We start from the raw sequence: 11704 nt of genomic DNA, 5'->3' as shown, positions 1-11704 counted from the left end.
AGCGTCCAGAACGGCATGCGACGCAGAGCGTCGCACGATAGTTGAAAGAAAGCGCTTTTTTACCGTGATGGCACTGACGACGCAGTGACGTGCAGCGCCACACAGACGGCGCAGAGCGGCATGCCGACGCAGAGCATCGGCACGATAGTCAAAGCACAGCGTGCCTGGCCGTTCCGGACTTGTGCATAACGTTGAGCGCAACATGCACGCAATAAAAAGCCCGCAACCGTCACCGGTTGCGGGCTTTTTTCAGCCTGATGACCGCTACTTATCAGAAACGATAGGTAACCGAAGTGCCGAGGCCGTGCGCCGTGTTGCGATAGTCAGCGCTGTACGACTGCTTGCTCGCGCTGCTGTCGCGGATTTTGGTTTCATCTTCACGCAGGTACGAATACGCCACGTCGATGGTCAGGTCGTCGGTCGGGCTCCAGCCAGCACCGAAGCTGATGATCTTGCGATCGCCAGTCGGGATGCGAGGGGATCGATTAACGTTGTTGGTCGGAGACTGATCAACGGAGAAGCCAGTGCGCAGCGTCCACTCCTTGTTGACCTTGTACGAAGCACCGATGGCGTGTGCCCAGGTGTCGTGCCAGTTCTGCTCTTCGGTGATGGTGCCGATTGGGCCGGCAGAGCCACCCAGCAGGGCAGGGACGCCGCTGTTTTCGACCGTGATGTCTTTCAGGCGGCTCCAGCGAGTCCAGGTGCTGCCTGCATAAACAGTCCAGTTTTCATCAAGCTGCTGAGTGATGGAGAAGTCCACCGACTCAGGCGTGGAGATATCCAGCGAAGCGTCATACTTCTGGCCGGAGAACCCGCCGAAGCCTGAACCTTCGATTTTGGTCTTGCCTTCGAGCTTGTAATCGACCTTGGAGTGATAGGTCAGGCCCACGCGAGTGGTGTCAGTGGCTTGCACCAGAATACCGGCATTGAAGCCGATGGCGGTGTCATCACCTTTGATCTTCACCTCACCATCATTGGTGCCTGCGCTTCGGCCGTTCAATGTGGCCGATGTCAATTCACCGTCGATACGGTTGATGGTCGGGCCAAAGCCGATGGAAACCTTGTCATTGAATGCGTAGCTGACGGTCGGCTGAAAGGTCACGACCTGTACGTGGCTCTTGTCGCCCCAGTAACGGCCGGCAAAGCCTTTCTCGTAATCAGTGACCAGGCCGAACGGAACGTACACGCCCAGACCAAATGCCCAGTGATCATCGATAGGTTTGACGTAGTAGCCCATTGGCACACCAACCACGGGAACCATGTCACCGTCGTTGCTGCCGCCGAACGTGCCACGACCGTTGTCAATGTCGGTCTTGGCGATCACGGCTGCGGCGCCTACGCTGATTTGTTCACGTTTGATACGCGACATGCCGGCAGGGTTGCCGAACACGGTGCTGGCATCGTCGGCGGAAGAGGAGCGACCTGCAAAGCCGGTGCCCATGCCGCTGATGCTTTGTTCGTTGAGGGCGAAGCCGGCAGCGAGCAGTTGAGAAGAAGCCAGACCCAAGGCGAGTCCAAGAGTTGTCCGGTTCAGTGCTTTTGTCATTATTTTCATTATTAGAACTCCTTGTTGTTCACCGATCGGAAATTACCAACATTTTCGATGGCGCGCTATAGCCTGAGGAGCCCGATTTAGAGCTATTATTGTAGGACAATCCTGATTATGCGGTAAGAACTTCAATTTGTTACGAAGTTACAGTGACGCACTTTTAGTTTTTCGGAGCGCTATTATCGCAAGCATAAAAAAGCCCCGCTTTGCAGGGCGGGGCTTTCGGGCTTGCGGTGGACGGCTGTCGTCAGGCGATGAGGGCCTGACGGGTACGCTCGATCACAGCCTGCAGCGGCTCTGCGCTGGCGTACTGATCGGGGTACAGGCGTTCGCTGTGACGAGCGATGCCGTGTTCGTTGACGATGGTGAAACTGAAGCAGCCTTTGCGAGCGGCCATGATCAGGCAGTTCATCGGGGCAAAAGCATGGGTAAGCGTGTGAATTGCATGTTGAGTTTGAGTATTCATATTCAAGGTGTTTCCTGAAACAACACGGAACAATACCGTGCATAAATAAAGATTCCAGTAAACGCGGGCCGACATTTGATACAAAAGCCTGGCTGGGCGGAGAACCTGACTGGAACAAGACAGGCAGTTGAAGCGCGCTTTATCGTATGGCGCTCTGGCTGACCGGTAGGTACTTAGGAGGGCAGGCAACACAACAGGAGCAAAGGTTCTACGCTCCGGGTGAAGATCCTGATCAATTGCAGGCTGGTTGAGGCAGACCATGAGAGCCGTGTCTGCACTGCCACCCTAAATGGTGCATCAGTGCGAAAGGTTCATGTCTGGAAACCATCAAGGTGGTCGATCCCTTGTTGCCAACATTCTCGTCGCATGGAGGAGTGTCTGTCGGGGGACTTGTCGACCGGAATTGATTTTCAGCTTGGTACTAACGGCGGCAATATTACCGATGCCGCACCAACAGCGCAAGGGGGCTATCGAATAAATTTACCAGTGCCCGATCAACCTATAGATCAGCACCGTCGCAGAGGCCACCATCGAGCAGCCCAGCAGGTAGGCGGCGATGGTCAGGCGCAGGGAGTGGCGGTGCTCGATCGCTCGCATGATGTCGCCTGTCTGGTTGATGCGCCCCCTGCTCAGGTCGCTGCAGATGATCAGCGTCACGGCAATGGCCGACAGCAGCACGGCGCACGCGAAAACACTGCCGTCCGGTGACGGCAGCACCAGGCTGGCCGCGACGGCGATGACGCAGACGGCCATCAGCAACACGAAGAACTTCAGTATTTCCCGCATTATCTTCCTGATGGATCCATTCATTGAGTCGTCGACGACTGACGGCAGGGTACTTTTGAGCAGTGCTTTGACCGCAAAAAGCGCAGTTTATCGCCAGACGGGTTTTTTCGGCAGCACGGCGCAGATGAAAGCGCTCGTGGTCGCAATGATTTCCGGGTCGTAAAAACACGTGAAAGCCACGTCTTTACTGAGAATCCGATGCAATTGAGCAACGATTATATGAAGGATGAAATAGCTGAAAAAAGCCTCTGCCAGGAGTTGTGCACATTAGCGCTGCAAGCTGCCACATCACTGTCACAAGCGTTGCTAAGGGTTTGATTTATGATGGTGAATTATTAAGTCAATGAAAAACATCGTTTTTTTTAGCTGGTGAAAAAATCGTCAGTTTGAGCGCAGGCCCCATCCTGCTTGCGTTTGCGGAAGTTAAAGGTGGGTTGTCCACTGAGTTATCCACAGCTTCTGTGGATTGTACCGAGTGAATTGTCCCTGAATTAGGGGCTGTGCGTTGCGCTGAAAATGCGTACAATCCGTTCCCCCGATTTGCCCCCGCCTGATGATCTCGCCTCACTGCGCACTGTGTTTGTGCTGCATTATCCGCGTTACCCACACTGCCGCTGGCGATGATTCAGCCTGCATGGAGTCTTTATGGCACTGGACCTCAACAGCCTGTTACTGGGGCTTGCTGCAGCCGCATTGCCATTGTTGGCATTGCTCTGGCAGTTACAGCGTCGTCTGGCACTGCGTCAAGCTGAGAGCGCGCTGCTGGACGAACGTCTGAGCACGGCGCAAATGGTGCAGGAAGGTCTCAATGCACAGCTCGATGCCAGCCGTGACGAGGTCAGCGACCTCAGCCAGGCCAATGCGGCCAAACAGGCCGACCTCGCCGCGCTGCGGCGCGAAGTCGAGCTGCTGCGCCAGGACAGCGAGAACGCCCGTGAAACGGCGCAGGGCTGGAGCCATGAGCGGGCCGGCAGAGAAGCCGAGTTGCGCCGCCTGGACGCACAATGCGCAGCGCTGAATGCCGAGCTGCGTGAACAGCAGGACAGCCATCAGCAGCGCCTGAACGACTTGCAGGGTTCCCGGGACGAACTGCGGGCACAGTTCGCTGAACTGGCTGGCAAGATCTTCGACGAGCGCGAGCAGCGGTTTGCCGAAACCAGTCAGCAGCAGTTGGGGCAATTGCTCACGCCGCTCAAGGAGCGCATCCAATCGTTCGAAAAGCGCGTCGAAGAGAGTTATCAGAACGAAGCCCGCGAACGTTTTTCGCTGGCCAAGGAGCTGGAGCGTCTGCAGCAGCTCAACCTGCGCCTGAGTGACGAAGCCACCAACCTGACCCGCGCGCTCAAGGGGCAGAAAACCCAGGGCAACTGGGGTGAGCTGATTCTGGAACGCGTGCTGGAACATGCCGGGCTGGAAAAAGGCCGCGAGTATCAGACCCAGGTCAGCCTCAAGGGGCCGGATGGCGAGCGCTTTCAGCCCGACGTCCTGATCATGCTGCCTGGCGACAAACAGGTGGTGGTCGACGCCAAGGTCAGCCTGACGGCGTATCAACAGTACGTATCGGCTGATGACGACGTCATTGGTCAGGCCGCGCTCAAACAGCATGTACTGTCGTTGCGCAATCACGTCAAAGGGCTTTCGGGCAAGGATTACAAGCGTCTCGAAGGTTTGCACAGTCTGGATTTCGTGCTGTTGTTCGTGCCGATTGAGGCGGCGTTTTCAGCGGCATTGCAGGCTGAGCCCAATCTGTTTCAGGAGGCCTTTGACCGTAATATCGTGATTGTCAGCCCCACGACATTACTCGCCACATTGCGGGTGATCGACAGCCTGTGGAAGCAGGAGCGCCAGAGCCAGAACGCGCGCGAAATTGCCGAGCGGGCAGGCTGGCTATACGACAAGTTCGTGCTGTTCATTCAGGACCTGGATGAGGTCGGCAACCGCTTGCAACAACTGGACAAGGCGTATTCGGCCGCGCGCAACAAGCTGACCGAGGGGCGCGGCAACCTGATCAGCCGTAGCGAGCAGCTCAAGTTGCTGGGGGCGCGTGCCAGCAAGAGCCTGCCCGCTGACCTGCTTGAACGGGCGATGACAGATGGCGAGGGTTTGATTCGGCAACCTGACTGATTTTTTTCGGTACTCATGCAACGTTCAGTAACAGGCCGTCCGTCGCAAAGACTAGAAGCAAGCCTGCACAAATGTCACATTGGCTGCATCGGAAAAATTGTTTCCGTGACACTCGGCTAATGGTTCATTTGCTTCTATGATCCTTGTGAGTGATAAGTACAGATTGACTGCCGGGTTTTTCCCTCAAGGGGGCTCCATGAATACCAAACTGCAAGAATGGCTCCATGATCTGGGCGTTGCATTGGGTCTGATCGAACGACCAAAGCTGCAACCCATTCCGGTTCGCGCCGATGACAATCGTCGTCGTCAACGCCGGTAAACCTTTCGCCTGACCCTGCTGGCAGGGTAGCGAACGCTGCAATCTCATCGGGGCGCACTGGACCGCCCCGAATCAATGGGCCGGCATTATTCAATGCTGACGTCCGGGTTTTCTTTTGCGTTTCTCGTCTTTCCCCTCTCTCGACAGTGTTTCCTTCCCCATCATTACCACCAGCTCGACGATCATGTGCAGAGAGAATTCTCTGGCGTTGTCGATTGCCTGCTGTTTGATGGGCCGTGGGAAGGTGAGGCCGAACGCTTCTTCCAGTGAAGTAAAAAGGCTCTCGACGTCTTCGTCTTCGAGAAACAGTTCGCTGAACGTGGCGTCTTCGTCAATGACGCTCTTGTCCACTAGAATGATGCCCAGTGCGTCAAACACCTTTTGTTTGATTGCTTCGCGATTCATGAAAGCCCCTGATGTTGATCTTGTCAGATTCAGCAGGCGTACTTCATTGACCAGCCCAAACCTCAAGGCTAGCTCAAATCGCTGTCGCAGCGACGGTTTGCCCCGGCGCAGCGGCGGCGTTTTGTTTAAACTGCGCCGCTGTTCGACAGGCGGTTGTGCCGGACCACAGGTCATGGCACAACGCAGCATGCTTGATTGACCCCCTAAAGACAGGCCGAGCGAGAACCGATGCCCCGCGCCCGCTGTAAACGTTGCCTGCGCCCGACTGCGTATTGCCTCTGCGCCTTGATCCCGCAGATCGACAGCCGCACGCGGGTGTTGATCCTGCAGCATCCTGATGAAGTCAGGCATGCCTTGAACACTGCGCGACTGGCAGCGTTGGGGCTGGTCAATGCGCAGCTGTGCGTGGGTGAAGTGTTCGATGATCTGCACACGCTTTTGTACCCGCCAGGCTATGAAGCGCGGCTGCTGTTTCCAGGCGACGCGGCCGAGACGTTGACGGCCTACACGCCTGATGCCATGCCGATGCTGCTGGTCGTCCCGGATGGCACCTGGCGCAAGGCGCGCAAGCTGCTGCACCTCAACCCGCTGTTGGCCGCGCTGCCGAGGGTGACACTTGGCAGTGTGCCCGCTTCGCGTTATCGACTGCGCAAAGCGCCCGGTCCGGAGGCGTTATCGACGCTGGAAGCCATCGTTCATACCTTGCAGACGCTGGAAGCGCCGAACGCTTTCGAGGCGCTGCTCAAGCCGTTCGATGCCCTGATCGACGGCCAGATTCAGGCCATGGGCGACAACACGTATCAGCGCAATCACGGCAATCAACAGTAAAGAACACAATTTGCGACGTTAACCGTGCCCAGCTGTAGCTGTTGCTTTTCAGGTCAGCGCCTAGAATGAGGATCATGTTTTACCTTTTTCGGAATTTTCGATGCATATCTCATCTGGACGCTGGGTCTATGGCCTTTGTCTTTCGCTGTTGACCGCGCTGCTCTGGGGCATTCTGCCCATCAAGCTCAAACAGGTTTTGCAGGTCATGGACCCGGTCACCGTGACCTGGTTTCGTTTGTCTGTTTCCGGCGCGCTGTTGTTCATCTGGCTGGCGTCGGTCAAGCGCCTGCCCAGCTTCAAAGTGTTGGGCCGCAAAGGCAAAGTGCTGGTGCTGCTGGCGGTGTTCGGGCTGGTCGGCAACTACGTGCTGTACCTGATCGGCTTGCGCCTGCTGAGCCCTGGCACCACGCAATTGCTGGTGCAAGTGGGCCCGATCTTCCTGCTGATCAGCAGTATCTTTCTGTTCAAGGAGCGTTTCAGTCTGGGCCAGGGCGTCGGTTTGCTGGTGCTGCTGATCGGCTTCGGCTTCTTCTTCAATCAGCGCCTGGTGGAGTTGTTCACCTCATTGGGTGACTACACCACCGGCGTGCTGATCATTCTGCTGGCTTCGACGATCTGGACCTTCTATGGCTTGAGTCAGAAACAGTTACTGACCGTGTGGAATTCGCTGCAGGTCATGATGGTGATCTACCTGTTCTGCGCGCTGTTGCTCACGCCGTGGGCGCGTCCTGCCGAGGCGTTGCTGTTGAGCCCGTTGCAAGGCTGGCTGCTGCTGGCGTGCTGCCTGAACACGCTGGTGGCCTATGGCGCTTTTGCCGAGGCGCTGGCGCATTGGGAAGCATCGCGGGTTAGTGCGACCCTCGCGCTGACGCCCTTGGTCACGCTGGCTGCGGTGGCAAGCGCTGCGTGGTTGTGGCCCGACTATGTGCAGGCTGAAGAGTTGAATGTGCTGGGTTACGGCGGCGCATTGCTGGTGGTGCTGGGGTCGGCGCTGACCGCGCTGGGCCCTTCGTTGATCGCCGGTCTCAGGGCGCGAAAGGCGAGGCTGGCGCAGGTTTCCTGAACGATGCTTTGAGCGAAGCGCCAATCAGCGCTTGCCCAATGCCTGCGCTTGTACAATCCACTCTTGGCGCTGCTGCTCGGTGGCGCTGTGTATCGGGGCGAACTCGGTCAGGCGCTTGGTCTTGATACCGCAAAAGCTCAGGACAGTGCGCACCATCTGCCGGTGAGCCGGTGCGCCATAGATCCAGCGAAAGTAGCGCGGCGGAGTGTCCATTGTCACCAGCAGTTCTGCGGTCCGACCCCTGAGCAATTCATTGGCGTGCTGCTTGCGGCCGTGGGCCTTGAAGGCAAAGCCGGGCGTCAACACCCGATCGAAGAAACCCGTCAGCAGGGCTGGCAAGCCGCCCCACCAGACCGGATAGACAAACACCAGATGCTCGGCCCAGTGAATCTGGCGCTGCGCATCGAGCAGATCAGGCTCCAGAGTCTGGGTCTGATCGTAGCCGTTGTGCAGAATGGGGTCGAAATCCAGCTCGCCCAGCCTGATGATCCGCACCACGTGCCCTTCGCCCCGTGCAGCCAGCGCGTAGGCGTCGCCCAGCGCGTGGCAAAAACTGATGGCTTTCGGCGTACCGTAAACCATCAGGATGCGTTTGCCGTTGCCTTCCAGGGGTGTCGCGCCGCTTTTGGCGTCAACCATTGCTGCCCGCCTCCAGCATCTTGTCCGGGCGCACCCAGGCGTCGAACTCCTCGTCGGTCAGGTAACCCAGCGCCAGGGCCGCTTCACGCAGGGTCAGGCCTTCGGTGTAGGCTTTTTTGGCAATGTGCGCCGACTTGTCATACCCGATGTGCGGGTTGAGCGCGGTGACCAGCATCAGGCCGCGTTCAAGGTGCTCGGCCATTTTTTCAGCGTCTGGCTCCATGCCGGCGACGCAGTGTTCATTGAAATTGCTGCAGCCGTCGGCCAGCAGTCGGATCGACTGCAATACGTTGTGAATGATCACCGGCTTGTAGACGTTCAGTTGCAGATGGCCCTGACTGGCGGCAAAACCGATGGTCACGTCGTTGCCCATGACCTGGCAGGCCAGCATCGACAGGGCCTCGCACTGAGTCGGGTTGACCTTGCCGGGCATGATCGAGCTGCCGGGCTCGTTGGCTGGCAACCTGACTTCTGCCAGCCCGGCGCGCGGGCCGGAACCCAGTAAACGCAGGTCGTTGGCGATCTTCATCAGGGTGCCGGCCAGCGTTTTCAGTGCGCCGGAAAGCGCAGCCAGCGGCTCGTGGCCCGCCAGTGCGGCGAATTTGTTCGGCGCGGTGACGAACGGCAAGCCCGACAGTGCAGCCAGTTCTGCCGCAATGGCTTCGGCGAAGCCTTTCGGTGCGTTGAGCCCGGTGCCGACTGCGGTGCCACCTTGCGCCAGTTCATAGACGGCGGGGAGGGCGGCGCGAATGGCTTTTTCTGCGTAATCCAGTTGCGCGACGAACCCCGAAAGTTCCTGACCAAAGGTGATCGGCGTGGCGTCCATCATGTGCGTGCGCCCGGTCTTGACCAGCTTCATGTGGCGCGCGGCCTGTTCGGCCAGCCCGCTGGACAGCTCGGCAATCGACGGCAGCAGCTGGTCCTTGACCGCTTGCGCGGTGGCAATGTGCATGGCGGTCGGGAAGCAGTCGTTGGAGCTTTGTGAGCGGTTGACGTGATCGTTGGGGTGGACCGGCGATTTGCCGCCACGGCCCTGGCCGACCAGTTCGTTGGCGCGGCCGGCGATCACTTCGTTGACGTTCATGTTGCTCTGCGTGCCACTGCCGGTCTGCCAGACCACCAGCGGAAATTGCGCGTCGTGCTGACCGTCGAGCACCTCGTCGGCAGCCTGTTCGATCAGCCGGGCGATATCGGCGGGAAGGTCGCCGTTGCGGTCGTTGACGCGTGCGGCGGCTTTCTTGATCAGGGTCAACGCATGCAGAACGGCCAGCGGCATACGCTGGTCGCCAATCGCAAAGTTGATCAGTGAGCGTTGGGTCTGCGCGCCCCAATAGGCATCTTCAGGGACTTCGATCGGGCCGATGCTGTCGGTTTCGGTACGGCTCACTGGTCTTACTCCTTTAAGTACGTTGCAGGGTTAGGTAGTCATATGTGAGCAGGGTTCCCGCGCAGTGGTTTTTAACCGCTGGGTGAACCGGGGGTTGAGCCAAAAGCCCAGATAAGCGCAGAATGGTCGGCCCTGGGGTAATGCCTCGTTTGCTAGATAAGGAAACTCGATGACCCGTCTTCGTGCCATTTGTACCGCGGTAGCCCTGGTCTGTGCCAGCGGCCAGGTCTTCGCCGACACCGCCAGTCACAACGCGAGCGCCGAAACATTCCTGAAGCTTGCCAACGCCGACCGCCTGGGCGCTCCGGTCTACGCGCAGGTTCAACAGATGTTCGCCCAGCGTTTTGCTGAAACCAAGGCACCTGCATCGAAAAAAGCGCTGCTCGAAACCTATCAGGCCAAAGCCAACACCGCCCTGGACCAGGCGATTGGCTGGAACAAGCTCAAGCCTGAAATGGTCAAGCTGTACACCGCCAACTTCACCGAAAGCGAGCTGAAGGATCTGGTTGCGTTCTACCAGTCCCCGCTGGGCAAGAAAGTGATGACCAAAATGCCTGAGCTGGCTCAGCAATCGGCGCAACTGACCCAGGGCAAGCTGGAAAGCGCGGTGCCGGTCGTCAACAAGCTGCTGGCTGACATGACCGCCGAACTGGAACCTGCCAAGGCAGCGGCTCCGGCTCCGGCTCCGGCCAAGAAGCCCTGACAGGCGATCCCCACCATGACCATGCAAAATCGAATCGAGTCGGCGCTTGCGCTGCTGCAACCGCAGCATCTGCAAGTGCTCGACGAGAGCCACATGCACAGCCGTGGCCAGCAGACGCATTACAAGGCGGTGCTGGTCAGTGATCAGTTTCAGGGCCTGAATTCGGTCAAGCGCCACCAGAAGGTCTACGCCACGCTGGGTGCGCTGATGGGCGACTTTCATGCGCTGGCGTTGCACACCTACACGCCTGACGAGTGGGCCAAAACCGGTGCAGCGCCTGCTTCACCGACCTGCGCTGGCGGTCACTGATCCGGGCGTTGCGCGAATCGCGCCCCTTTGCCGGGCAATTGATTCGCTGACCCGCCTGTTGCACTCCGGTTTTTGCTAGAATCCGCACCGCGCCGCCTGGCCGGTGCGTTTTTTTTGTCCGCCATTTTTGCCCGGTAGGCCCTTTGCGAGGGTCGCCACTGGAGAGATACATGACTCAAGAGTCGATCAGTCAGCCGATCGTCGTAGCGGCGCTATACAAATTCGTGACCCTCAGCGATTACGTAGCCTTTCGTGAGCCACTGCTGCAGGCCATGGTCGATAACGGCATCAAGGGCACGCTGTTGATTGCCGACGAAGGCATCAACGGCACCGTGTCCGGCAGCCGCGAAGGCATCGACGGCCTGATGGCCTGGCTGAAGAGCGATCCGCGCCTGATCGACATCGACCACAAAGAGTCCTACTGCGACGAGCAGCCGTTCTATCGCACCAAGGTCAAGCTCAAGAAAGAGATCGTGACCCTGGGTGTCGAAGGCGTCGACCCCAACAAGAGCGTGGGCACTTATGTCGAGCCCAAGGACTGGAACGACCTGATCACCGACCCTGAGGTGCTGCTGATCGATACCCGTAATGATTACGAAGTATCGATTGGCACGTTCGAGGGCGCCATCGATCCGAAAACGACGTCTTTCCGTGAATTTCCGGACTACATCAAGTCGCATTTCGACCCGGCGGTGCACAAGAAGGTCGCCATGTTCTGCACCGGTGGCATTCGCTGCGAAAAAGCCTCGAGCTATATGCTCGGCGAGGGGTTCGAGGAGGTTTACCACCTCAAGGGCGGGATTCTCAAATACCTGGAAGAAGTGCCCGAGCAGGAAAGTCAGTGGCGCGGCGAATGTTTCGTGTTCGACAACCGGGTCACGGTACGCCATGACCTGACCGAAGGTGACTACGATCAGTGCCACGCCTGCCGCACCCCGATCAGCGCCGAAGACCGCGCCAGCGAGCATTACGCGCCAGGCGTCAGTTGCCCGCATTGCTGGGACTCGCTGAGCGAGAAAACCCGCCGCAGCGCCATCGACCGGCAAAAGCAGATCGAACTGGCCAAGGCTCGCAATCAGCCCCACCCTATCGGGCGCAACTATCGCCTACCCTCCGAGGCCTGAGC

13 protein-coding genes are annotated in these 11704 nt (G+C 58.4%); 7 read left to right on the top strand and 6 right to left on the bottom strand.

What is annotated here, in order from left to right:
- Positions 1 to 271: 271 nt before the first annotated feature.
- From DW49_RS0125675 to DW49_RS0125665, 3 genes are all read right to left on the bottom strand, one after another.
- Positions 272 to 1555: an OmpP1/FadL family transporter gene (locus DW49_RS0125675; RefSeq protein ID WP_005616428.1), complete on the bottom strand. Its 1284-nt coding sequence runs from the start codon at positions 1553 to 1555 to the stop codon at positions 272 to 274.
- Between the two features lie 241 nt (positions 1556 to 1796).
- Positions 1797 to 2015 carry a hypothetical protein gene (locus tag DW49_RS0125670; RefSeq protein WP_003378914.1) on the bottom strand — a complete coding sequence of 73 codons (219 nt, stop codon included), beginning with the start codon at positions 2013 to 2015 and terminating at the stop codon, positions 1797 to 1799.
- A 480-nt stretch (positions 2016 to 2495) separates the two neighbouring features.
- Entirely contained in the window at positions 2496 to 2801 is a 306-nt protein-coding gene (locus tag DW49_RS0125665) for a hypothetical protein (protein WP_003378916.1), read from the bottom strand.
- 759 nt (positions 2802 to 3560) lie between these two features.
- On the opposite strand from DW49_RS0125665, the gene DW49_RS0125660 reads away from it, so the two are divergent.
- On the top strand, positions 3561 to 4925 hold the full coding sequence (locus DW49_RS0125660; protein WP_161780213.1) for a DNA recombination protein RmuC: 1365 nt from the start codon (positions 3561 to 3563) through the stop codon (positions 4923 to 4925).
- 196 nt (positions 4926 to 5121) lie between these two features.
- Positions 5122 to 5244 carry a PA1414 family protein gene (locus DW49_RS1000000133970; protein ID WP_003378919.1) on the top strand — a complete coding sequence of 41 codons (123 nt, stop codon included), beginning with the start codon at positions 5122 to 5124 and terminating at the stop codon, positions 5242 to 5244.
- Positions 5245 to 5334: 90 nt separating this feature from the next.
- On the opposite strand, the gene DW49_RS1000000132975 is transcribed toward DW49_RS1000000133970, so the two are convergent.
- A complete protein-coding gene (locus DW49_RS1000000132975; protein ID WP_024420555.1) occupies positions 5335 to 5838 on the bottom strand; it encodes a hypothetical protein in 504 nt (167 codons plus the stop codon).
- Positions 5839 to 5877: 39 nt separating this feature from the next.
- On the opposite strand from DW49_RS1000000132975, the gene DW49_RS0125645 reads away from it, so the two are divergent.
- Positions 5878 to 6477: a tRNA-uridine aminocarboxypropyltransferase gene (locus DW49_RS0125645; protein WP_005616436.1), complete on the top strand. Its 600-nt coding sequence runs from the start codon at positions 5878 to 5880 to the stop codon at positions 6475 to 6477.
- A gap of 100 nt (positions 6478 to 6577) precedes the next feature.
- Complete coding sequence (locus DW49_RS0125640) at positions 6578 to 7540, top strand: DMT family transporter (protein ID WP_005616439.1); 963 nt, start codon at positions 6578 to 6580, stop codon at positions 7538 to 7540.
- A 24-nt stretch (positions 7541 to 7564) separates the two neighbouring features.
- Here the strand turns inward: DW49_RS0125640 and DW49_RS0125635 are convergent, their stop codons facing one another.
- Entirely contained in the window at positions 7565 to 8179 is a 615-nt protein-coding gene (locus DW49_RS0125635; protein ID WP_005616444.1) for an NAD(P)H-dependent oxidoreductase, read from the bottom strand.
- A complete protein-coding gene (locus tag DW49_RS0125630; protein WP_005616445.1) occupies positions 8172 to 9566 on the bottom strand; it encodes a class II fumarate hydratase in 1395 nt (464 codons plus the stop codon). Before DW49_RS0125630 ends, DW49_RS0125635 begins: the two co-directional genes overlap by 8 nt.
- A gap of 169 nt (positions 9567 to 9735) precedes the next feature.
- Here DW49_RS0125630 and DW49_RS0125625 point away from each other — a divergent pair, with 169 nt between their 5' ends.
- From DW49_RS0125625 to trhO, 3 genes are all read left to right on the top strand, one after another.
- Positions 9736 to 10269 (top strand): DUF2059 domain-containing protein, encoded by a 534-nt coding sequence (locus DW49_RS0125625; protein WP_005616446.1) that lies wholly within the window; start codon positions 9736 to 9738, stop codon positions 10267 to 10269.
- 15 nt (positions 10270 to 10284) lie between these two features.
- On the top strand, positions 10285 to 10578 hold the full coding sequence (locus DW49_RS0125620) for a BolA family protein (RefSeq protein WP_005616447.1): 294 nt from the start codon (positions 10285 to 10287) through the stop codon (positions 10576 to 10578).
- Positions 10579 to 10748: 170 nt separating this feature from the next.
- Complete coding sequence (gene trhO / locus DW49_RS0125615; protein WP_005616448.1) at positions 10749 to 11702, top strand: oxygen-dependent tRNA uridine(34) hydroxylase TrhO; 954 nt, start codon at positions 10749 to 10751, stop codon at positions 11700 to 11702.
- The last annotated feature ends 2 nt before the right edge of the window (positions 11703 to 11704 follow it).

It is taken from the genome of Pseudomonas avellanae BPIC 631, assembly GCF_000444135.1.
GTDB classification, from domain to species: Bacteria; Pseudomonadota; Gammaproteobacteria; order Pseudomonadales; family Pseudomonadaceae; genus Aquipseudomonas; species Aquipseudomonas avellanae.
Note: the sequence above shows the minus strand (reverse complement) of the source record. Positions and strands in the feature narration are given on the sequence as shown.